Annotated in this window: 20 protein-coding genes; 11 read left to right on the top strand and 9 right to left on the bottom strand. The window is 34.6% G+C overall.

Annotation, left to right across the window (positions count from 1 at the left end):
* Positions 1-16 precede the first annotated feature (16 nt).
* Positions 17-1,486: a glycoside hydrolase family 32 protein gene (locus tag B9N71_RS05220; RefSeq protein ID WP_085164612.1), complete on the bottom strand. Its 1,470-nt coding sequence runs from the start codon at positions 1,484-1,486 to the stop codon at positions 17-19.
* A gap of 313 nt (positions 1,487-1,799) precedes the next feature.
* Between B9N71_RS05220 and B9N71_RS05215 the strand changes: the two genes are divergently transcribed.
* Positions 1,800-2,759, top strand: coding sequence for a PfkB family carbohydrate kinase (locus B9N71_RS05215; RefSeq protein ID WP_085164610.1), 960 nt, complete (start codon positions 1,800-1,802; stop codon positions 2,757-2,759).
* A 169-nt stretch (positions 2,760-2,928) separates the two neighbouring features.
* Here B9N71_RS05215 and ispC read toward each other — a convergent pair whose 3' ends face one another.
* The 3 genes from ispC to deoC form a co-directional block, all read right to left on the bottom strand.
* Positions 2,929-4,107, bottom strand: coding sequence for a 1-deoxy-D-xylulose-5-phosphate reductoisomerase (ispC, locus tag B9N71_RS05210; protein ID WP_085164598.1), 1,179 nt, complete (start codon positions 4,105-4,107; stop codon positions 2,929-2,931).
* A 1-nt stretch (position 4,108) separates the two neighbouring features.
* Entirely contained in the window at positions 4,109-4,870 is a 762-nt protein-coding gene (gene deoR, locus B9N71_RS05205) for a DNA-binding transcriptional repressor DeoR (protein WP_085164595.1), read from the bottom strand.
* Between the two features lie 61 nt (positions 4,871-4,931).
* Positions 4,932-5,597, bottom strand: coding sequence for a deoxyribose-phosphate aldolase (deoC, locus tag B9N71_RS05200; RefSeq protein WP_085164593.1), 666 nt, complete (start codon positions 5,595-5,597; stop codon positions 4,932-4,934).
* Positions 5,598-6,309: 712 nt separating this feature from the next.
* Here deoC and B9N71_RS05195 point away from each other — a divergent pair.
* Complete coding sequence (locus B9N71_RS05195) at positions 6,310-7,689, top strand: hypothetical protein (protein WP_143422037.1); 1,380 nt, start codon at positions 6,310-6,312, stop codon at positions 7,687-7,689.
* 846 nt (positions 7,690-8,535) lie between these two features.
* On the opposite strand, the gene B9N71_RS05190 is transcribed toward B9N71_RS05195, so the two are convergent.
* The 3 genes from B9N71_RS05190 to narX all read right to left on the bottom strand — a co-directional run bounded on the left by B9N71_RS05190 (position 8,536) and on the right by narX (position 12,227).
* Positions 8,536-9,558: a DUF4272 domain-containing protein gene (locus tag B9N71_RS05190; protein WP_085164589.1), complete on the bottom strand. Its 1,023-nt coding sequence runs from the start codon at positions 9,556-9,558 to the stop codon at positions 8,536-8,538.
* Between the two features lie 204 nt (positions 9,559-9,762).
* The gene (narL, locus tag B9N71_RS05185) at positions 9,763-10,416 is read right to left on the bottom strand and encodes a two-component system response regulator NarL (RefSeq protein WP_065590206.1); all 654 of its coding nucleotides are present in this window, start codon (positions 10,414-10,416) and stop codon (positions 9,763-9,765) included.
* 2 nt (positions 10,417-10,418) lie between these two features.
* Entirely contained in the window at positions 10,419-12,227 is a 1,809-nt protein-coding gene (narX, locus tag B9N71_RS05180; protein ID WP_085164587.1) for a nitrate/nitrite two-component system sensor histidine kinase NarX, read from the bottom strand.
* 230 nt (positions 12,228-12,457) lie between these two features.
* On the opposite strand from narX, the gene rplU reads away from it, so the two are divergent.
* The 4 genes from rplU to cgtA all read left to right on the top strand — a co-directional run bounded on the left by rplU (position 12,458) and on the right by cgtA (position 15,263).
* On the top strand, positions 12,458-12,766 hold the full coding sequence (gene rplU, locus B9N71_RS05175; RefSeq protein WP_025314436.1) for a 50S ribosomal protein L21: 309 nt from the start codon (positions 12,458-12,460) through the stop codon (positions 12,764-12,766).
* Positions 12,767-12,781: 15 nt separating this feature from the next.
* Complete coding sequence (gene rpmA, locus B9N71_RS05170) at positions 12,782-13,042, top strand: 50S ribosomal protein L27 (protein WP_034915250.1); 261 nt, start codon at positions 12,782-12,784, stop codon at positions 13,040-13,042.
* A gap of 89 nt (positions 13,043-13,131) precedes the next feature.
* Positions 13,132-14,097, top strand: a complete 966-nt coding sequence (locus B9N71_RS05165) for a DMT family transporter (protein WP_065590204.1) — start codon at positions 13,132-13,134, stop codon at positions 14,095-14,097.
* Complete coding sequence (gene cgtA / locus B9N71_RS05160) at positions 14,097-15,263, top strand: Obg family GTPase CgtA (RefSeq protein ID WP_085164585.1); 1,167 nt, start codon at positions 14,097-14,099, stop codon at positions 15,261-15,263. The genes B9N71_RS05165 and cgtA overlap by 1 nt, the downstream gene beginning before the upstream one ends.
* Before the next feature lie 480 nt (positions 15,264-15,743).
* Here the strand turns inward: cgtA and smrB are convergent, their stop codons facing one another.
* Both smrB and nth read right to left on the bottom strand, forming a co-directional pair.
* Positions 15,744-16,289, bottom strand: a complete 546-nt coding sequence (gene smrB / locus B9N71_RS05155; RefSeq protein WP_085164584.1) for an endonuclease SmrB — start codon at positions 16,287-16,289, stop codon at positions 15,744-15,746.
* A gap of 6 nt (positions 16,290-16,295) precedes the next feature.
* Positions 16,296-16,934 carry an endonuclease III gene (nth, locus tag B9N71_RS05150; RefSeq protein ID WP_065561076.1) on the bottom strand — a complete coding sequence of 213 codons (639 nt, stop codon included), beginning with the start codon at positions 16,932-16,934 and terminating at the stop codon, positions 16,296-16,298.
* Between the two features lie 265 nt (positions 16,935-17,199).
* Here nth and putP point away from each other — a divergent pair, with 265 nt between their 5' ends.
* From putP to ispG, 5 genes are all read left to right on the top strand, one after another.
* Positions 17,200-18,687, top strand: coding sequence for a sodium/proline symporter PutP (gene putP / locus B9N71_RS05145; protein ID WP_176701303.1), 1,488 nt, complete (start codon positions 17,200-17,202; stop codon positions 18,685-18,687).
* A 56-nt stretch (positions 18,688-18,743) separates the two neighbouring features.
* Entirely contained in the window at positions 18,744-20,015 is a 1,272-nt protein-coding gene (tyrS, locus tag B9N71_RS05140; protein ID WP_194240441.1) for a tyrosine--tRNA ligase, read from the top strand.
* A 4-nt stretch (positions 20,016-20,019) separates the two neighbouring features.
* Positions 20,020-20,886 carry a pyridoxal kinase PdxY gene (gene pdxY / locus B9N71_RS05135; RefSeq protein WP_085164582.1) on the top strand — a complete coding sequence of 289 codons (867 nt, stop codon included), beginning with the start codon at positions 20,020-20,022 and terminating at the stop codon, positions 20,884-20,886.
* A gap of 63 nt (positions 20,887-20,949) precedes the next feature.
* Complete coding sequence (locus B9N71_RS05130) at positions 20,950-21,393, top strand: helix-turn-helix domain-containing protein (protein WP_081296710.1); 444 nt, start codon at positions 20,950-20,952, stop codon at positions 21,391-21,393.
* 84 nt (positions 21,394-21,477) lie between these two features.
* Positions 21,478-22,587, top strand: coding sequence for a flavodoxin-dependent (E)-4-hydroxy-3-methylbut-2-enyl-diphosphate synthase (ispG, locus tag B9N71_RS05125; protein ID WP_085164580.1), 1,110 nt, complete (start codon positions 21,478-21,480; stop codon positions 22,585-22,587).
* Positions 22,588-22,604: the final 17 nt, after the last annotated feature.

The raw sequence follows: 22,604 nt of genomic DNA, 5'->3' as shown, positions 1-22,604 counted from the left end.
TCAATTCAATCATCAATTACGCATAAATAGATTTTAACTGCCAGCTATCTAATTTGGTTATTTTGGCGCTACCATTTTCAGCAAATAAATTAACTACTCGCTCCGCTGGTAATTTTGGATAGATACGGCTTGAAAGGCTATATAAATCACCATTAACAAATACTTCTACAGATGAAGCATCAACATACACATGTAAAGTTAATTTTTGGCTTTCTGGTAATGGTACGCTACGATAACCAGTTAATTCAAGACCAGATAAACTACGATCAAGAACAATACGATTAGATTGTAAATCAACATATAGTAATGTTGCTTGTTTACCATTTTCAGTGGCAGCAAGTTGCAAACCAAAACGCTCAGCATCACTTTCTTTTAGATCAAATTCAACACAAAGTTCACAACAAATTGACTCAATATTGGTATTTTTAATTTCACTATTAAGTGTTATTTCATCAAATGATTTTGGCTTTTCGCGCAATGCTTCAAGTTCTTTTACTGGGCGATTTCTGACTTTATTATCTTGATCTAAAATCAGTTCACGAGGAAGTGTAAATGCGCCTGCCCATTTATCTTTTTTGCTTGGCATGGCTGACTGCCACATATCCATCCAAGCAAAAATAATACGACGTCCATCAGCGGCAAGAAATGATTGCGGTGCATAAAAATCGTGTCCAAAATCCATTTCTTGAAAAGGTTTAACTATTGAAAATTGCTGCCCAGGTTGCCAATTACCTACTATATAGCCTGATTGGAATTGATTACGATACTGATAACCTTTTGCTTTCAACCCTTGTGGTGAAAACATCAAAACCCATTTATCACCAAGTGGAAAAAAGTCAGGACATTCAAGCATATAAACATCAGGATCGATATCACTCACTACAACATGATCCAATTGCCATTCATTTAAATCATCAGATCTAAATAGTAAAACTTGACCAACATTATTTGGCGTTCTTTGACCAACAACCATCCACCATTTACCATCTTGTTGCCACACTTTAGGATCGCGAAAGTGCATCACTCCGTCTTGAGGGGTAAGTACTGTGCCTTGCTTTTCAAAATGAATGCCATCTTTACTAGTTGCAAGACATTGGCTTTGTCGAATCTGTTCATCATAACCTTGGCCACTCAACCAAATATGACCAGTATAAATTAAGCATAACTTACCATTATTATCTACGGCCGATCCAGAAAAACAACCTGACTTATCAAATTCTTGATCGGGAGCAATAGCTATTGGCAACCTTCGCCATGTGACTAAATCATCACTAACAACATGTCCCCAATGCATTGGTCCCCAATTTTCATCATAAGGATGATGCTGATAAAAGGCATGATATTGACCTTTAAAGTAAATCAAACCGTTAGGATCATTCATCCAACCAGCTGGTGGAGCTAAATGAAAATGTGGATAATATTGTTTATTCATTACTTTTTCTAAATTTTTAACAGCTAGATTGGCTTTATCAATAGCAGTAGACATAAAAACCCCTTTTTTATCCAATATTAGATACCTTTATTTAATAGTATCTTAATTTAATTGTTAACGTTAACTGTTAATGAAATTAGCGATAAAATATGTGATGATAGTCACATATTTTTAACGTTAACAATGAATTTTTTGTCAAATGATTTAGTCTATGGCGGACTTTTAAAAAATGACTATTATAAATTCAACAACAGATTAACTATTAATGACTTTACTAAAAAGTAAAAAGATGACATATTTCAAAAAACTCAAGTAATCTGTCTCTATACTAGATTACCGCAGTAACTAACTATAATCGAGTTAAAAAATGAATAATACTAAAGTTTGGTCCCTTGGGGATGCCGTTATTGATTTATTGCCATTTGGTGATATGAATTATAAAGCATGTGCTGGTGGCGCACCTGCAAATGTTGCAATTGGTATTGCAAAATTAGGGCTGCCTTCAGCGTTTATTGGTCGTGTTGGTAATGACCCTTTTGGTGATTTTATGGAAACCACATTCCGCCAATATAACGTTGATTGTCAAAGCCTTGAAAAAGATGAACATCATCGAACAAGTACTGTGGTTGTTGATTTAGGAAAAAACGGTGAACGTAGTTTTACTTTTTTGGTTTCACCTTCAGCTGATCAATTTTTATCTCAGCAAGCAATTCCTAATTTTAACCAAGATATTTTACACTTTTGCTCTTTGGCGCTAGTTGGCCACACCTGCCGTCAAACACTTAAAACTGCGATTGAACAGCTTACCGCTAAAAATGGCCTAATCAGCTTTGATGTTAACTTGCGCGAACAGATGTGGGCCAATAAAGACGAAATGCGCACCACCATTACCCAATTTTGTCATGATGCTGATATCCTCAAACTATCAGACGAAGAACTATTTTGGTTAACTCAAAGCAATGATTGGAGTGAAGCATTAAATAAACTACAACAACACTATGAAGCACCATTAAAATTAATTACCAAAGGTAAAGATGGCAGCATTGTATTATGGCAAGGTAAAACATTTTCGTTTGATTCGTACCATGTAAATAGTGTTGATACAACTGGTGCAGGTGATGCTTTTGTCGCAGGATTACTCAGCAGTATTGCATCCTCAGGCATGCCTGAGGATAAACTGATGTTAGAAAGCATGATGACCATTGCCAGTGCTTGTGGAGCCTTAGCTACAACCAAAAAAGGCGCATTAACTGCACTACCTGATAGTACATTTTTACAATCATTTATTAGCGATAATCCAACATTAACAGCAAAACAAATGGCATAATAAAAATAGTAAAAACTTACTAATAGGGCAGCAAGATTGAATACAATAGTTTCAAAATATAATTATGATTGACTGCCCTTTACCACTCAATAACTTAACTACTCAGTAATTTAACTATTTAATAACTCAACTATTTAGTTAAATTACTGTTTATAAAATCAAATAGCATTTAATACCGACTACATTGTGATCTTGCCCACTGATCTATCATAAAAACATCATCAATCGTCGATGGCTCAGGGAAAGCCAATTGATCTAATACTTTTGATACATTTTTAGCAATATCCATAAAACCAATTTTATGTTGCAAAAATGCTTCAACCGCAACTTCATTGGCGGCATTGAGCGCTGTGGTAGCCGCTTGCCCTTGATTAAAGGCATCTATTGCCAATTTTAAACATGGATAACGACCAAAGTCAGGTTGTTTAAAGGTTAACGACGAAATTTGCGTAAAATCTAAAGGCGGTACGCTTGATGGCACACGATCGGGGTAAGACATGGCATAAGCAATTGGCGTGCACATATCAGGCACACCAAGTTCAGCCACCACACTACCATCTTGATAACGTACCATTGAATGGATAATTGATTGCGGATGAATAATAATTTCCATTTCGTCGGCACTGGCATTAAATAACCAACGAGCTTCAATATATTCCAGCCCTTTATTCATCATCGTTGCCGAATCGACAGATATTTTTTTACCCATCGACCAATTAGGGTGAGCAACCGCTTGCTCGGGGGTGACATGTGCCAGTTTAGCTAAATCCCAATCACGAAATGGTCCGCCAGAACCTGTTAACACGATTTTAGTAATACCATGCTCAGCAAGGTTAGCAAAACCTAAATCATGCTGTACCGTCGTTGGTAAACTTTGAAAAATAGCGTTATGTTCGCTATCTACCGGCAACAACTCAGCACCATACTCTTTAACCGCTTGCATAAATAAATGTCCACAGGTTACTAGCGATTCTTTATTGGCCAACAAAATACGCTTACCTTTTTTAATCGCAGCAAGAGTTGGTTTTAATCCTGCGGCTCCAACGATTGCGGCCATCACTTGATCGACCTCGGGCAACTGCGTTAATTCGCAAATGGCTTGTTCACCACTTAACACTTCAATATCCAATTTTAGATTGGCAAGATTTGCTCTTAATGCCATCTCAGCTTGCGCTGTTGCCATGGCAACGTATTTAGGCTTAAAAGCCAGACATTGCTCAGTCATTTTGGCAACATTATTACCTCCTACTAAAGCATAAGCTTTAAATAGATGTGGATTTTGAGCAATAACCGCTAGCGTACTGCAACCAATTGAACCTGTCGAACCTAAAATTGTGATATTTTTCATATTAATACATTAAATCTATATTATGATTAGCTAAAAAATTAATAAATTCCTTGGTTGGCACTTTATCTGTAATAATTTGATTAAACAGAGTTAACTCACCAATAAAAGCCGGTTTAACTTGATTAAATTTAGTATGATCGGCAATCAAAATATTTTGACCTGATTTTTTTATAGCCTGCAATTTCATATCAAGTTCATCAAAATGATAACAAGTTGCACCTTGTTCAATATCAATCCCTGCGGCCGAAATAAATGCTTTATTTGGGCAAATCGAATTTAATCCACTATGCTGTCCAATAGCGCTAAAAATCGCATTATTAGCCTGATAATGACCTCCACATAAAATTGTCTTACAATTAGATTTATTTTGTAATGCTAAAAATGCGTTGAATGAATAACAGATCGCAGTAAATGCCACATCATCATCAATGGCATCAATAATAAAAGGAATAGAGGTACCACAATCAAAAAAAACGGTATCGTTTTCTACAATGCATTTACTAGCTATATTGGCAATATATTGTTTTTCATAAACCTGTTTATCTTGTTGGTCTGACAAAAAATACGGGGTAATTTGATGACGAGCATCACTAACAACATAGCCACCCAAAACACTTAGGGAACAACCAACATTGCTCAAATCTCGGCGAATAGTCATTTCTGAAATAGCCAACAACTTAGCGGCTTGTTTTAAATGAATCTTATCTGTTTTTTTTAAAAGTTGAATAAGATCATTCACTCTTTTTTGTGATTGTGTTTCCATGCTGATCCCATAAATCAATAATAACAAGCTACATAAGTAGCTTATTAATTGATATCATTGATTAATAATCACTGGTCGAAGTTGCATCACCAGAAACAATCGCAATACCAGCACTAGCCCCTAAACGCGAAGCCCCCGCTTGAACCATTTTTTCAGCCGTTTGACGATCACGAATACCGCCCGATGCCTTAACGCCCATCTCATTGCCAACGGTATCACGCATCAACTTAACATCCTCAACCGTTGCGCCAGATACACTAAACCCTGTTGAGGTTTTAACAAAAGCAACGCCGATTTGCTTACAGATTTCACAGACTTTAACAATTTCGTCTTTAGTTAATAAACAAGTTTCTAAAATCACTTTTAATGGCACAGCACCACAAGCATTAAATACCGCCTCAATATCTTGTTTAACCGCATCCCAATCATTGCTTTTTAACCAACCCACATTGATAACCATATCGATTTCTTGCGCACCTGCTTTAACCGCCATTTCGGTTTCAAAGGCTTTAGCGCTAGTTAGCATTGCACCTAAAGGAAAGCCAACGACTGAACACACTTTTACATCGCTACCTTTTAGTAAACTAGCCACTAAAGGAACATAGCCTGAATTTACACAAACTGAATAAAAATGGTATTGTTTAGCTTCTTCACAAAGTTTAGTGATTTGGTCTTTTGTTGCGTTCATCGCAAGTAAAGTATGATCGATATACTTTGCATAACTCATAACGAGATCCTTAAAATGTCTTTGTAATAATGTTTAATTAAATATTGTTAGTCTGTAAATAAATAGGGCTGTTATAAAAATAACAAATATAGCCAAGCACTGTTATTTTTATAACATTATGGCGTAATTGATTGAAATAGTACAGATAAAAATCTGTGTTTAAATTTTAGTTTTTCGTGAAAGAAATAACATTTATATCAATAATTTACCAAATATTATTATTTGGCGTGCTAATTTCGCTTAGGTGACAGCACATCCTGATGAAGGAAAAGAGTTAATGGAATTTAATTCTTCTATTTTTCATTTTTTTTATAATACTCTGTTTTATTGAGCCGAGTGTGTTTTATCACAAGATAAAAACGATCGAAACTCAGCAAATCCAAAAAAATCAAGTATCTTAATAAATCTTTACAAAATTTTTAGTTAAAAATGTAGCCAAATTTTTTTTAAACATTATAATTTTAAAAATTAGAATTAATTCAGCTATATTTTATAGATTATAGATCGTTAAAAAAATAAAATAAAACAATATATTACTTTACAAAAGGGATGTTATGCAGTATACTTATCAACACCAGACACCAGACACCAGCACTGGCAAACCTATGTCTTAAATTTATTAAATAACCACGTTAGACGAGTTTTTACACTTACTTCATTTTTAGCATCGAAATTATCCATACAATTATCTGCAAAAAAAACGTTGGTATTAGTGCCATTGTTGTTATTGCCGTATTCGCCTAATTTGCAGGCATTAACTGCGCATACTAGTAATGTTATACAAGGTAGTGCACCATATTTAACATTTGATGGTGGTAAAACTAAAGCGATCACAACCGATGATTTATTGAATATCACTCTATTGGATGGAACAATAGTTACTCCATCAACCAATACATCAAGCGTAACAAATCCAATAACTTTACCTAAAGGAAGTACTTTAAGTGATATTCACATGTTGATTCCCTCATCAGTTGATTCAGTCAGTTTAAATGATATAGTGAACACTTATCATTATTGGGGCGATGATGATGGTGATGGTCAGGAAATAAATGGTGTAACTGCAACAGGGAGTCTATCTGCTTCGTTTACTGACAAAAATGGCAATACTGCTAGTCGTCGTGATATTTTAGATATTTGTAAAGCACCTTATAAGCTGATATTAAATAGTACAGAGGGGATTTTAAAAACACAGTATGGTATACCGAATACAAACTATTTCCACGGTCAATCGGTTGCGTACTACATCAGCCCAAATTTACCTCCTAAAATCTGTCATGTAAGACCAAATCTAACCTATGGTGCAGGTGATTACGCTGGTCCAGCTAATATTTGGAATCCAACTAAAGGATTTCTAGTTCAATCAACTAATCCAACATTTTACGAATTAAATTTTCCGACAACAGGTGCAGATGGTTTGTACTTTGATTTAGACATAGGTGGAGGTAGTCAGTTGACTTGGACTCCTGTTACACATGGGGGAATAACAGCTACTGTGACAAGGACGTTACCAAATGCCGGCGATAATTGGATATCCAATCATTCAGTAGAGGTAATGCGCGTTACGCTAACGGGTCCTAGGGCAAGTGATAACCAAAAAAGCTCAGATTCCCCAAGTCCACTTAGCAAGCCAATCTTGCCTCAAACATTCGAGTTAGTGGGTAGAGATAGTCAAGGTAGTGTGGTTGTCAAGTATGGGTTTGTGTTGAAGCAATGGTTCGTTAATCGTGGATCTCGAGCGACTGACGTTTCTAAACAAGCTTCTTGGTGTAGTCATTTAGGTTATCGTTTTCCACAGGTAAGGGATTTAACTAATGCGGTTTGTTCGGGTAAATGGTCAGGTCTCTGGTGTCAAGGTTCTGCCAGTGCCATGCCATCGTCATCTGGTAATCATTATCAGCGTCGAATTGGCGCGGGCTTTTTTACTGAGTGGGGCGATATGCTTCATTACTCCAATGCAGATTTTGCCGACCGCAACTACTGGACGAGTGATATAGCAGGCGGCTTTCAGTTTGGTGTTGATTCGGACGACGGTGATGTGCTCAGAGAAGGTTTGAGCATCAGTAGATATGGTCTTTGTGCTGCTAATTAGTCTTTTGGATTTAGCCCTTGACTGCTGGGGGGGGAATTATATTCTCAATAGCAGACAATCTATTAAAAAAAGTAAACTTTAATGGTTGTTTTTATTCGGTATAGTTTCGGACGTTTTGAACTTTTGCTTTAAATAGTTTTAGTAGCAATGTATGAGCTAAGAAGATAGAGCGATTTTCTTAGCAATTTTTGGCTTTAGCTGGGATAAAATGGTCTCTTTGCTATCCTGTTGCAGTTGTCAGCAATTTGTAAGAGTGGTAAATAATCCAAAAAAACATCGTAATAAAAACATAAAGCAAACTATAAGTATTTGATTTTACAAAAACATCAAATTTAAAAAGCTTTAATAAAATCAATGCTCTACCTGAACGATTTTATGGGGGAATATCAACTTTCATAATATCGAAAAGCTAGGCAAACGAGTCGTTACCTAGACCGTCATTTAGTCTGTAATACATTAAAACAAGCTTTGTTTCGGCGTTACTTTCTTAAAAATATGTTCGTTCGCAGTGACCGAGGATGCTAGCCAATAAAGCACTATTTAAATATATTGAAATCTATTATTATTGTATGCGTGGTTGTTCAGCCAAGAACTAGGTATTGCTAGAACAATATGAACAACAATATTATCAAAATAAAAAAATGATAGAGGGGGCTATGTATAATATTTTGGTAAGGATCGTGTTAATTCTTTTTATGGTGATGTGACATAATCAGCAAATATTTAGCGATTTAAAAAGATAGAAAACGAAAGTTTAAACTATTTATTAGCTTTGATATTATGGTTAATATTTAGAACTTTGACACCATATTAAATATGATGTCAACAAATGAGAAGATGAAAATATTAGGTTGGTGTATCGACATCATCCCAATCAGCATTTTCAAAATTGGTTAACCAATTTAAAGCATAATGACGCTCTTGAATAACATCACTTATAATCGATGCGGGAGGTTGCTTATCTTTCATTCGAAAATCTGTGGTTATCCAATGTAAGCGGTAGTGTAAATCTAAAGCATCCAACAATTCACTAACTGGTCTTAAGGCCACGGTTGAAAAATCTTGTCCACTATGTTGCATTCCTTGGTCAACTAACGATGAAACATCGCAGATAGTATCAGCAAAAGGGAGCTCAGATTGCCAATTGATAGCCCATTGTAAAGGTAATAATGCTTCGTATTTCCAAGACATATCTATCACATCTTGCTCTGTCGGCTGCCCGCTATAAATAAAGTCACGCTCATTATTTGATAAAGCCTCAAACCCCATTGGACAACGTTCTTTAAATTCCATCGGATTAATTGGATCATTTTCTCTAAAACTTTCAGCCTGAATACCTGTTAACATTATTGCTAAGGCTCGTTTAGCTACTTCGTCAGGTGTTCTAAGTATTACTTCCGATTCGGCAATAACCGGTGGTAAATGTGTAGGTGTATGCAACCCCAATTTGGCTAAATACTGTTCAGTTTTTGTTTTTCGCTTTAATGCTTCTAGTGGATAAGGGACGATTACATCTAAATCAATGTTACCATCAGGATCTTGTAATACATCTCCGTCAGGATTCCGAATAGTTCCATCAGGCATAAATATAATTGCATTCGCCTGCCAGCCCCAAGTGGTAAATTCATTGAAATTATCTTCTTCAATCTCAAAGGTAAATTGATGTTTAACTCGTTGGATATGGCGATACAAAGCATAACGGCGTGAATTCATCTGCCCATCTCCTGCTTGCATGACATAACCGATAAAACCATCAAGGTGTTTCGTCAACTCAGAATCATCCAATCCGCGATGGTATATACGCTCGCAGGGAAAATTAATGGCTGGTGGATGAGTGACTGTAGAATAAGCATTTATCAATATTGGCATTTCAAATATTCCTAGTTTAGATTTGGTATTTTTATTATTATAAATAGTGGCTGTTTTTTAATCTAATTCTATAATAGATCATGGTAGTTTTCTATATTTTTTAAATGCTATACTCCGTTTTGTGATGTTTGTTATTCTGTTGAATAAATGATTTTATCTGGTGCATCGCTGAACAAGATATATTTTATTTTTCAATGTATACGTTTATTCCTTACTTTGTAAATACCATACTGTCATTTCCATTCTTGATTTAAAATTAAGTTTTTTGAATATACTTTTGATATGTACTTTGACTGTGCTTTCAACGATACCTAAATCTTTTGCAATTAGCTTATTTGGTAGTCCTTGTACTAATAAATTAAAAATTTCATTTTCTCTTGGTGTCAATAAACTGACATCATGCATTTGTTTTGTAGTTAGTTGTTCGTTATTACGCATATAATTGAGGATAATATGTGAAATAGCATTATCCATAATTAGCTTTCCAATCGAGATTTCTTGTAGTGATTTTAGAAAATCTTCAGGCTCCATATCTTTTAATAAATAGCCATCAGCACCTGTTTTTAGTGCGGTGATTATATCTTCTTTTGCATCTGATACTGTAAACATAATAATGCGACTCGATATTTTTTTTTCACGCAAGTAGCGTAATATTTCTAATCCATTAACATCTTGCATATTGATATCAAGTAGAATAATATCAGGATCAAGCTCTTCGGCTAATTTAACGCCTTCTATTCCAGAGCCAGTTTCTCCCACAATGTCAAAATGGTTGACTGTATTTATCAGCTGTTTTACGCCATTTCTTAACATTGGATGATCATCAATAAGAAGTATTGAGCAATTTATTTGTTCCATTTTTACTCTTCTATTGCTTTGAATGAAATGGTTTTATTAACCTTAAATGCTATCATAATTTGTGTCCCTTTGTGGGGAGGACTGTTTATTGTTAAATTACCATTTAGTATTTCAACTCTATCACGCATAATGATTAGACCATAACTATTATCCTGTTTAATATTGTTTTGTAAACCAATGCCATTATCCTCAATACAGACAGAAATAATTTGATGATCATCAATTTTTAAACTGACAATAACCTGTGTGGCTTTAGCATGTTTATATATGTTATTTAGTCCTTCACGAATAATTTGTAATAAATGAAATGCATATTTACTATTGATAATATTCAGCGGCAATAAATATTCAAACTGAATATTGAATTGTAATTTTTGATTAAATTCCTCAATTAATTCCATTAAATTTGCATAAAAACCCGTTTGGTTAAGGCGTAAGCGAAAAGAGGTAATTAGTTCTCTTAGTTGAGAGTAGGTTATATTGACTTCTTTACGCATTGTTGCCAATAAATCAATACTGCTTTGTGATGTTAAATCTGATTGCATTTGTAAGCAGCTGAGGTGTATTTTTAAACAAGATAGAGATTGAGCAATGGAATCATGCAGCTCTCTGGCCATTGCTGAGCGTTCTTTTATTAATAAATATTGTTTTTGTTGTTCAATTTGTCTATCGAGCTTCATTGCAGTAGTCATTTGCTCGATAACTCCCACAATTAAGTTTTCTTGTTCATTGGTTAATATGATATTTTTTGGCTGAAAAGCAAATAATATCCCATATTTTTCCCCGTTTTCTTGAAGGTGCCAATGGCGTTGAAAGTTATTTTTTTGATAAGATTTTGATGAGATTAAACAAGCTTTGCATTTAGAATTTTGGCAATAAGGTAATTTTTGCTCATTATCGTAACTGATTTGTTGATAATGCTCAGGATCATTTGATTCATAAAAACGGATTTTAAATTGAGTTAATGGTACTAAATCTTCTAATTTGTGTAGTATTTTTAGAAAACGTTCACACAATGGCTCTGAAGTATGTAGTTGCTTAATTGTTTGATATTGAAATGAAACAATTTTATTGGTTTGTTGTAATTTAGCTGTTTTTTCTGCAACTTGTTTTTCTAACAATAAATATTGTGATTCAATTTGCTCGGACATTTTGTTAAAAGCTAGCCCTAAAAGATCAAATTCATTCTTTCTGCTTTTAATATTAAAACGCGCTTTAAAATTGTGGCTAGAAATTGCTTCAGCCATACTAACTAATTTTTGCCATGGTGCAAGAAGGTAGTAACGTAAGTAATAAATTTGAACAGCTAAAAAAATTACGATAATAACAATAAATAATTGTTGTAATTGAGAAATATAATAAATTTTGTTTTCGGTTTTTTGATCAATCTTATCTACCAAATGGTTGATACGAGCAACATAGCTTTCAATATCAATTCTTATTTCATCGATTTTTTGTGCTTGCTGTATTTTAGTAATAAGTCGAGTATTCCAATCAGTTTCTAACTGATTAAATTCATTAATTAAATTATAGCGTTTTAAAAGCGTTAAATGTTTTTGTGATGAAGAAATATTAATAAAAATATTTAAATTATCATAATCTTTCTTATTGAGTGGAACCATTGTTAGTATTTGGTAGTTCTTCATTCTTAGTAAACCTAATTGATTAACCATATATGCCCCACCTTTTGTATCATTGGCTACCTGGATTGAAAACGATAAGGCGATTAAAGCAATAGCACCTAAACAGAACAGTAATAGTGTTAAACGATTAATAATTGATTCGGTGGGGCGAATTTTTATTTTCGACATATAAACACTCAATATTATTTTGTAATTTTATTTTAGCTAAATAGTAATTTATGGTTATTGTAGCTTGAAAGAGTATCTATCTGATCTTTTTTGTAACTTTTTGCGATCTTTTGTTAAACAGCGCTTGCAACAAGAATAAAATTTGCGTAAAATTCACGCCCTATAAGATTAATCACGCAGACATATATGTTTAATCAAGTAATCGTCTGCTTTTTATTGCGGAGTTAAGTATGTACGCAGTTTTCCAAAGTGGTGGTAAACAACACCGAGTTAGCGAAGGACAAGTCGTTCGCTTGGAAAAAATTGAAGTCGAAACAGGCGCAGAAGTTGTTTTCGATAAAGTTTTAATGGTAGCAAATGGTGAAGACATCAAAGTTGGTGCTCCGTTTGTTGAAGGTGCAACAATTAAAGCAGAAATTGTTGAACACGGTCGTGGCGATAAAGTGAAAATTGTTAAATTCCGTCGTCGTAAACACTATCGTAAACAACAAGGTCACCGTCAGTGGTTCACTGATGTGAAGATCACTGCAATCGCTTAATAGGAGTATCGAACAATGGCACATAAGAAGGCTGGTGGTTCATCACGTAATGGTCGTGATTCCCAAAGTAAACGTTTAGGTGTTAAACGTTATGGTAGTCAAGAAGTTCTTGCTGGTAACATTTTAGTTCGTCAACGTGGAACTCAATTCCACCCAGGCACTAATGTAGGTTGTGGTCGTGATCATACCCTATTTGCTTTAATTGATGGACAAGTAAAGTTTGAAGTTAAAGGACCTAAGAATCGTCGTTATGTTAGTGTAGTTGCTAACAGCTAATTCATAAACGGTTCAAAAAGTTTTGGAAGCCTCACAATTATTGTGGGGCTTTTTTCATTTCTTGAAGTTAATATAAAATTGATGGTGATATGATAAAGCAGCAAAATGTTAAATTAGGTTTTGCACTTGCCATGTTAACCGCAGTGATGTGGGGCATTGTGCCAATTGCAATGAAATATGCGCTAGTGGTTGTTGATCCATTGACATTAGCTTGGTCGAGATTGGCTATTTCAGCTCTTGGTATTACTATTTGGTTGGCTTACAAAAAGCAATTTCCTAATTTAATGATGTTCAGAAAACATCGTCGTTTTGTTTTATTGATGATTGCAGGTTTTGGGTTGTTGGGTAATTTTGCACTGTTTGCTAGTGCAGTTCAGTATCTTTCAGCTACAACCGCTCAGGTTGTCGGGCAAACTGGCATTGTGATTTTTATGATTTCAAGTGCTTTTATTTTTAGAGAGCGACTCAGGCCGACTCAAATTATTGGTATTTTAGTATTATTAGTTGGGCTTGCGTTATTTTTTAATAAAAATATTGTAGATCTGTTTTCTAATATGTCTTCGTATGGTATTGGTGTGTGGTTTGGTTTACTGGCTTCGGTATCATGGGCTTGCTATGCGCTTGCTCAAAAAGTACTATTACAGAAATTACGTGCAGAACAGTTACTTTGGTTAATTTACCTTATTTGTACTGTTTTTTTGTTGCCTTTTACGTCGTCAAGTAAAATTATAAATGCTGATGCAACTCAACTGTTTGCTATCATATTTTGTGGTTTAAATACTATTATTGCTTATGGTGCGTTAGTGATGGCTATGGAGCGCTGGCAAGCAGCACAAGTGAGTGCAATAACAACTTTAACGCCATTATTTTCGCTCATCTTTTCAGATTTGTTTGCTTTAATTTGGCCTGAAAAGTTTGCTATGCAATATTTAAATATTTTAGGTTATATTGGTGCAGTATCTGTTGTTGCGGGTGCTATGTTTGCGACCATTGGGCATTATATTTGGCATCCAAGGAAAGGCTGGCTAATTAACCGCAATAAAGGGGAAGAATAATGAAATTTGTTGATGAAGCATCAATCCGTGTTGAAGCTGGAGATGGTGGAAATGGTTGTGTCGGTTTTCGCCGAGAAAAGTATATACCTAAAGGTGGTCCTGATGGTGGCGACGGTGGCGATGGTGGTGATGTCTTTTTTATTGCTGATGAGAATTTAAATACATTAGTTGATTTTCAGTTTGAAAAAAATTACCGCGCTGAGCGTGGCCAAAATGGACAAGGTTCTGATTGTACGGGTAAGCGTGGTCGAGATATTACCGTTAAAGTGCCTGTGGGAACACGAATTACCGACAAATATACAGGTGAAATTATTGGTGATTTAACGCATCACCAACAAAAAGTATTGGTTGCCAAGGGCGGTTTTCATGGGCTTGGAAATGCGCGTTTTAAATCATCGGTAAATCGTGCGCCAAGACAAAAAACTGATGGTACTCCAGGTGAAAAGCGCGATGTATTATTAGAATTATTATTACTTGCTGATGTGGGGATGTTGGGCTTGCCTAATGCTGGTAAATCAACTTTTATTCGCTCAGTTTCAGCAGCTAAACCGAAAGTTGCAGATTACCCATTTACTACCTTAGTGCCTAGTTTAGGTGTAGTAAGAATGGATAATGAACAAAGTTTTGTTGTTGCTGATATTCCTGGTTTAATAGAGGGGGCATCAGACGGTGCAGGACTTGGTATTCGTTTCTTAAAACATCTTGAACGTTGTCGTGTTTTAGTTCATTTGATCGATATGGCACCAGTAGATGAATCAGATCCGATAGAAAATGCTAAAGTAATAATCAAAGAGGTTCAACAATATAGTGAAAAATTAGCTAATAAACCACGTTGGTTGGTATTTAATAAAATGGATGTATTAGGTCCTGAAGAGAGCACTAAACGTGCAGCTGAAATAGCTAGGGCACTTGATTGGCGAGATAAATATTATATTATTTCAGCCATTAATCAAGAAGGTATAAAGGCCTTATGTTGGGACTTAATGGAATATATCAATGCGCATCCACGTGAAGCCGAACAAGAAGAGTCATCACCTGAAAAAGTGGAATTTATGTGGGATGATTACCATCAACAAGCAATGGATGAGGCTTTTGATGATGACGATGATTTTGATGACTGGGACGAAAGCGATGAAGAGGGTGTTGAATTTATTTATCAAAAATAATAAGTATTATACTCTATTTTATTTCGCCTAAATTAGCCATTGCGTATAATTTTTTATAAAAAGCAGAATAGGAATATTCTGCTTATTTTTTATATTGTTAAATATCAATCCTCTTATTATGAAATTAGTGAATAAAGCGTTTATTTTTATTTAGCTTAGAAAAATAAAAAAATGCTTGATTTTGTTAATGATAATCATTATCATTAATTCGTACTTTGTTAGAGCTTTAGAGGCTTTTGAAAAAGTATGACATTGCTCACATTGCTTCCAATGTTTACCAGCTTGACGTTATCGCTAAGCTGGTTTTTTTGTTTTATGTTATTAACAACTATTTTTTAAACATTATTCTTTAGTTAACGTTATTTTATTTTTTGTTTTTTATCTACATGCTAATGTCATCACAAAGGTTTAGATGAAAATTGACGGAAGAAGAGTAAAAAATTATTTTTATGATTATCTAGATAGTTAAGTTTTCAAAAGCTAACTATTTATTAGTTTGTTCTCGATATCAAATAAAATGAGAAGTGCTGCGTTGCCACCAAATTCTTTAGACGCTTGATGAAAACAGATAACATGAGGATGTTGAGCTAGCCACATGGGTGTTTGTTTTTTTAAGATGTTTTTCCCATGTCCATACATGATACAAGCACAATGAGCTCTTTCATGTAAACATGCTGCGATAAGAGCTGCAATTTCTTTTTTAGCCTCTTGTTGAGTTAACCCATGTAGATCCAAAAAGAATTCTGGTTCATAAAATCCACGACGCAATTTTTTTACTTCGTAGGGATCTGCATTTTCTCGGCTATAGCGAATTGGGTCTTCTTGCAATAGCGGCTGATAATCATCAGAAAAATAAAATTCAGCATTAATTTTTTCATATTGCTGTTTTTGGGTTTCTATTGCTTTTTGTGAACGTTTTTGTGGTTTATGAACGACAGTATCTTGTTTTAGTTTTTTGGTGATGTTACCAATACTATTTTTAAACAAGTTTATATCATCTTGGTCTAAATTAAATTTATTTGGCATTGATTTCTACTCTGGGTAAATTTTTTCTTTAAATTCGCACAAATCTTCTATAACACAGGATCCACATCTAGGCTTTCTAGCAATACAGGTATAACGGCCATGTAATATTAGCCAGTGGTGACAATTTATTTTATATTCTTTAGGTACGACTTTCAGTAATTTTTCTTCAACAACCTCTACCGTTTTACCTGGTGCAAAACCTGTACGGTTGCTTACTCTAAATATGTGTGTATCAACTGCAATGGTAGGCCAACCGAAAGCGGTGTTTAACACAACATTTGCCGTTTTACGACCAACACCCGGTAATTCAATTAGTGCATCAAAACTTTCAGGGACTTCACCCTGATATTTATCTACCAAAATTTGACATGTTTTTATAATGTTATCTGCTTTACTGTTATAAAGGCCAATGGTGCGGATGTAGCTTTTTAATTTCTCAATACCAAGAGCCAAAATTTGTTCAGCCGTATTTGCAATAGCAAACAGTGGTTTTGTGGCTTTGTTTACACTAACGTCAGTCGCTTGAGCAGAAAGTACTACTGCGATTAATAGTTCAAAAGGTGTTTCATACACTAGTTCTGTTGTTGGATCTTTAATATGATCCTTTAATCTTTCTAGAATTTGAATTCGGGTAGATTGTTTCACAAAATAATTTTATTAAAAAATAGTAAGGTGCATATTATATACTTTTATTTATTGTTTATCTGTAAGTTGCCTTTAGTTTTTTTAATATAGATGGGAACGATGAAACATACTGATTAATAATTGTAAGATATTTTTATTTTTAATGTTGTTTAGTTTTTTATTATTTGTCTATTCACATTTATACTCACTGACTTTTTAGCATAGTCATTTTATGATAAGCTAGCGTACTATTTCTTAATTTTATCAAATAAGGTTTTTTAAAGATATGCCCTTACCAATGATTGTCACCTTTGCTGTATATATTTTAGGCATGATTGCCATAGGTTTTTTTGCGTTTCGCTCAACGCAAAATTTTGGTGATTATATTTTAGGTGGGCGTCGTATCGGTAGTGTTGTGACTGCGCTTTCAGCTGGCGCATCAGATATGAGTGGTTGGCTATTAATGGGATTACCTGGTGCTGTTTTTTTGTTTGGTATTTCACAAAGTTGGATTGCAATCGGATTGATTATTGGTGCTTATTTAAATTGGCTACTCATTGCTGGACGATTACGAGTCTTTACTGAAATCAATCATAATTCATTAACTTTACCCGATTATTTTGCTCGTCGATTTGATGATAAAAGCTCACTTCTACGCATTATTTCAGCTGTTATTATTCTAATATTTTTTACCATTTATTGTGCTTCTGGTGTAGTTGCAGGCGCAAAGTTATTCGAGAGTACATTTGGTATGAGCTATGGCTGGGCGATGTTAGCGGGTGCAGGTGCAACAATTGCCTATACGTTTATCGGTGGTTTTTTAGCAGTAAGCTGGACTGATACTATTCAAGCTAGTTTAATGATGTTTGCACTTATTCTAACGCCAATTATGGTTATGGTGAATGCTGGTGGGCTTTCTGATGCATTGATATATATTGAATCGCTCAATTCAGATTATACCAATTTATTTGCTCATATGGATTTTATTGCCATTATTTCATTATTAGGTTGGGGGCTTGGATATTTTGGGCAACCTCATATTTTAGCTAGATTTATGGCTGCTGATTCACATGAAGTAATGAAAAACGCTCGACGGATTAGTATGACATGGATGATTTTGTGTTTAGCTGGCGCAATCACGGTTGGTTTTTTTGGTATCGCCTTTTTTGCTCATAATCCAGATTTATCTTACTTGATTAACGATGGTAAACATGAACGTATTTTTATCGAATTGTCGAAATTACTTTTTAATCCTTGGATTGCTGGTATTTTGTTGGCAGCTATTTTAGCTGCAGTCATGAGTACATTAAGTTGTCAGTTATTAGTTTGCTCAAGTGCTCTAACAGAAGATTTTTATCGTGCGTTTTTTAGACCAAAAGCAAAACAGAAGGAACTGGTTTGGGTTGGTCGTATAATGGTGCTATTAGTTTCAGTTATTGCTATTTTATTAGCTATTAATCCAAATAATAGTGTACTTGATTTAGTGAGTCATGCTTGGGCTGGATTTGGTGCGGCGTTTGGTCCTATAATCGTATTTTCTGTTTTTTGGTCACGTATGACACGTAATGGAGCGCTAGCTGGAATGATAACTGGTACTGTAACTGTGTTGCTATGGATTAATTTTAATTGGTTTAATTTGTATTCGCTTATCCCTGGATTTTTATTTGCTTCTATAGCTATTATTATTTTTAGTCTTTTTGATAAAAAACCAAACGAAACAGTAGCAGATCATTTTAAACAAGCGTATAAACGTTATCACAACAAAATAAATTAGAATAAATTTTATTTAAACTAGAATATAACTGTAATAAATTTAATAGGTAAAATATCATGACAAAAAATGTGATCAAACAACTACAAGAACGTGGGCTGATTGCTCAGCTTACTGATGAAAAAGCACTAATAGAACAAATTGAACAAAATCCTATTGCGCTTTATTGTGGTTTTGATCCAACAGCAGATAGTTTGCATCTCGGTCATTTAGTTCCATTACTTTGTTTAAAACGTTTTCAGTTAGCTGGTCATAAACCTGTTGCGCTTGTAGGGGGAGCAACTGGATTAATTGGCGATCCAAGTTTTAAAGCTGTTGAACGAAAACTTAATACTGAGGAAACAGTTATTGAGTGGAGTGAAAAGATCAAACAACAAGTGTCACCATTTTTAGATTTTAATTGTGGTGAAAATTCAGCGATTGTGGCTAATAACTATGATTGGTTTAGTGGCATGAATGTACTGACATTTTTACGTGATGTTGGTAAGTATTTTTCAGTTAATGCGATGATTAATAAAGAATCAGTAAAACAACGTATAGATCGTGATGAGGTGGGTATTTCATTTACTGAATTTTCTTATAGCTTGTTACAATCTTATGATTTTGCTTGTTTGAATAAATCACATGATGTTGTTTTACAAATTGGTGGATCTGATCAGTGGGGTAATATTACTGCAGGTATTGATTTAACCCGTCGTTTACATCAAAAACAAGTTTATGGTTTGACTGTACCGTTAATCACTAAATCCGATGGGACCAAATTTGGTAAAACTGAAAGTGGTGCCGTATGGTTAGACCCTAAGAAGACAAGTCCTTATAAATTCTATCAATTCTGGATAAATACTGCTGATGCTGATGTTTATCGATTCTTAAAATTCTTCACATTTATGCCTCTAAGTGAAATTGATGCATTGGAAGAGGAAGATAAAAATAGTGGTGTTGCACCACGAGCTCAATATGTACTTGCTGAGCAAGTTACACGCTTAGTTCATGGTGAAGAAGGATTGATCGCAGCAAAACGTATTACAGAAAGCCTATTCTCTGGTAAATTAACTGACTTGTCTGAAGCTGACTTTGAACAATTAGCTCAAGATGGTATGCCAACATTAGCTGTTGAGGAAAATGTTGATTTACAACAAGCAATTGTTAATGCGGAATTTGCACCATCAAGAGGACAAGCTAGAACGATGATTGAATCTAATGCTATTTCTGTTAATGGTGAACGTAACACTACAACTGATTATCATTTTACTGATAGCGATAAACTATATAATCGTTATACTTTACTTCGTCGTGGTAAAAAATATTACTGTTTGTTAATTTGGAGTTAATTTCATGAGAAATATTTTATCGATTCAGTCACATGTTGTATTTGGTCATGCAGGGAATAGTGCGGCTGTATTTCCTATGCGTCGAATAGGCGTAAATGTTTGGCCTTTAAACACCGTACAATTTTCTAATCATACTCAATATCGACAATGGACTGGAACGGTAATGTCTGCATCGCATTTAAGCGAAATTGCTGATGGAATTAATGAAATTGATGAATTGAAACGGTGTGATGCAGTATTAAGTGGTTATATGGGATCACCTGAACAAGGTAATGCAATTATTGAAATAGTTAAAAAAGTAAAAGCTGTTAATCCTAATGCTATTTACTTTTGCGATCCTGTAATGGGACATCCTGAAAAAGGATGTTTTGTTGCACCAGGTGTTTCTGAGTTTTTATGCAATACAGCATTGCCTATGGCTGATATGATGGCACCCAATATTTTGGAACTTGAAGAGCTTAATGGAAAACAACGTATTAATAATGTTGATGAAGCAATTTTAGCTTGTCGAGAGTTATGTAAAAAAGGGCCTAAAGCGATTTTAGTTAAACATTTAAGCAGAGCTGGATATAAAATTGATCGCTTTGAAATGTTGCTTGTAACTAGCGAAGAAGCATGGCATATTGACCGACCACTAGTTGACTTTGGTGTAAGACAACCCGTTGGTGTTGGTGATATGACAAGTGGACTTTTTTTAGCTAATGTTTTACTTGGGAAATCATTGGTTGAATCTTTAGAACATACTACTTCGGCCGTGTATGCGGTTATGCTTGAAACCTTAAAACAAGATGAATATGAATTACAATTAGTTGCAGCTCAAAATGAAATTGAAAAACCAGCACAATGGTTTAATGCAAATAAAATTGATTAATTGTAAAAATATGTAACTGTTTGTAAAGATTAAATTAGCTAACGATTAGTATTAAATGAGGGTATGATGGATAATATTTCATTAGGAGTGATGCTCGTTGATTTACGAGAACAAATGGGTTTAACTCAAGATGATATTGCCAATAAAATTCATGTGCGAAAGACAGTAATTGTTGATATCGAAAATGACCAATTACCTCACGCCCCACTTGTTTTTGTAAAAGGTTATATTCGTTCTTATGCCGAAATTGTTGGCTTATCATCAGAACACTATCAACCGTATTTCGATGAATTAACTAAACAATCTAAGTCTCAACAAAAGAAAGTTCAAACGCAAGCATTTAAAACAAAAAGAACTAGAAAAGCTCCTTTTATTTTTTGGGGAATATTTATAATTCTTTGTGCGCTTGGTGTAATTTTATATTATGCCAATAAAGATAATAAAAGTAATCTTATTGAAGTAAGTCATTATATTTCTCCAGCCTCAGCTACTCGTGTTAATAGTTAGCAAATTTTCTTATTCTCATACAGACATTTGTCTTAAATCTTGTTAAGATCATTACTAGTTATTTTGTAAAATGGTTAAATATGTATGAGTCATCAAGATTCACCAATTGTTAGACGAGAATCTACCCGAATTTATGTCGGCAATGTTCCTATTGGTAGTGGAGCTCCGATTGCAGTTCAATCAATGACAAATACTCGAACCACAGATGTAGAAAAAACAGTAGCCCAAATTCAAGCACTTGAACGTGTTGGTGTAGATATTGTGCGTGTTTCTATACCTACAGAGGATGCAGCTGAAGCTTTTAAATTTATTAAGCAGCAGGCAAAAGTTCCACTCATTGCTGATATTCATTTTGATTATCGTATTGCATTAAAAGTTGCTGAATATGGCGTTGATTGCTTAAGAATCAATCCTGGCAACATAGGTAATGAATCAAGAATTCGAGCTGTTGTTGATTGTGCTAAAGATAAAAATATTCCGATACGAATCGGTGTTAATTCTGGTTCTCTAGAAAAAGATATTCAAGAAAAGTATGGTGAACCTACACCAAAAGCGATAGTTGAATCAGCGATGCGCCATGTCGATATACTTGATCGACTTAATTTTGATCAGTTTAAAGTCAGTGTAAAAGCATCTGATGTGTTTACTGCAGTTGATGCTTATCGATTGTTAGCTAAGCAAATAAAGCAACCATTACATCTAGGTATAACTGAAGCAGGCGGTGTTCGAAGTGGTGCTATTAAATCGGCCATAGGATTGGGATTATTGCTATCAGAAGGCATTGGCGATACACTTCGAGTTTCCTTAGCTGCTGATCCTACAGAAGAAGTGAAAGTTGGATTTGATATTTTAAAATCGCTGCGTATACGGTCTCGTGGCATTAATTTTATTGCCTGTCCAACCTGTTCTCGTCAAGAGTTTGATGTGATTAATACAGTCAATACATTAGAACAGCGATTAGAAGATATTATTACACCGATGGATGTATCAATTATTGGTTGTGTGGTTAACGGTCCTGGGGAGGCATTAGCTTCAACTATGGGAGTTGCTGGCGGTCATAACAAAAGTGGTTTTTATGAAGATGGTGTACGTATTGGTCGTATTGATAATGAACAAATGATTGATGAGTTAGAAGCTAGAATTCGTGCTAAAGCATTAATATTGAAAAACAGAATTGCAGCAACTGAATTATAATTTTATTAGATAGTGAA

It is taken from the genome of Gilliamella bombi (assembly GCF_900103255.1).
GTDB classification, from domain to species: domain Bacteria; phylum Pseudomonadota; class Gammaproteobacteria; order Enterobacterales; family Orbaceae; genus Gilliamella; species Gilliamella bombi.
Note: the sequence above shows the minus strand (reverse complement) of the source record. Positions and strands in the feature narration are given on the sequence as shown.

What these genes read in the sequence shown, in the direction of transcription:
- B9N71_RS05220 (WP_085164612.1), bottom strand. Translation starts at nt 1,486, where the DNA reads ATGTCTACTGCTATTGATAAAGCCAATCTAGCTGTTAAAAATTTAGAA.
- B9N71_RS05215 (WP_085164610.1), top strand. Translation starts at nt 1,800, where the DNA reads ATGAATAATACTAAAGTTTGGTCCCTTGGGGATGCCGTTATTGATTTA.
- ispC (WP_085164598.1), bottom strand. Translation starts at nt 4,107, where the DNA reads ATGAAAAATATCACAATTTTAGGTTCGACAGGTTCAATTGGTTGCAGT.
- deoR (WP_085164595.1), bottom strand. Translation starts at nt 4,870, where the DNA reads ATGGAAACACAATCACAAAAAAGAGTGAATGATCTTATTCAACTTTTA.
- deoC (WP_085164593.1), bottom strand. Translation starts at nt 5,597, where the DNA reads ATGAGTTATGCAAAGTATATCGATCATACTTTACTTGCGATGAACGCA.
- B9N71_RS05190 (WP_085164589.1), bottom strand. Translation starts at nt 9,558, where the DNA reads ATGCCAATATTGATAAATGCTTATTCTACAGTCACTCATCCACCAGCC.
- narL (WP_065590206.1), bottom strand. Translation starts at nt 10,416, where the DNA reads ATGGAACAAATAAATTGCTCAATACTTCTTATTGATGATCATCCAATG.
- narX (WP_085164587.1), bottom strand. Translation starts at nt 12,227, where the DNA reads ATGTCGAAAATAAAAATTCGCCCCACCGAATCAATTATTAATCGTTTA.
- rplU (WP_025314436.1), top strand. Translation starts at nt 12,458, where the DNA reads ATGTACGCAGTTTTCCAAAGTGGTGGTAAACAACACCGAGTTAGCGAA.
- rpmA (WP_034915250.1), top strand. Translation starts at nt 12,782, where the DNA reads ATGGCACATAAGAAGGCTGGTGGTTCATCACGTAATGGTCGTGATTCC.
- B9N71_RS05165 (WP_065590204.1), top strand. Translation starts at nt 13,132, where the DNA reads ATGATAAAGCAGCAAAATGTTAAATTAGGTTTTGCACTTGCCATGTTA.
- cgtA (WP_085164585.1), top strand. Translation starts at nt 14,097, where the DNA reads ATGAAATTTGTTGATGAAGCATCAATCCGTGTTGAAGCTGGAGATGGT.
- smrB (WP_085164584.1), bottom strand. Translation starts at nt 16,289, where the DNA reads ATGCCAAATAAATTTAATTTAGACCAAGATGATATAAACTTGTTTAAA.
- putP (WP_176701303.1), top strand. Translation starts at nt 17,200, where the DNA reads ATGCCCTTACCAATGATTGTCACCTTTGCTGTATATATTTTAGGCATG.
- tyrS (WP_194240441.1), top strand. Translation starts at nt 18,744, where the DNA reads ATGACAAAAAATGTGATCAAACAACTACAAGAACGTGGGCTGATTGCT.
- pdxY (WP_085164582.1), top strand. Translation starts at nt 20,020, where the DNA reads ATGAGAAATATTTTATCGATTCAGTCACATGTTGTATTTGGTCATGCA.
- B9N71_RS05130 (WP_081296710.1), top strand. Translation starts at nt 20,950, where the DNA reads ATGATGGATAATATTTCATTAGGAGTGATGCTCGTTGATTTACGAGAA.
- ispG (WP_085164580.1), top strand. Translation starts at nt 21,478, where the DNA reads ATGAGTCATCAAGATTCACCAATTGTTAGACGAGAATCTACCCGAATT.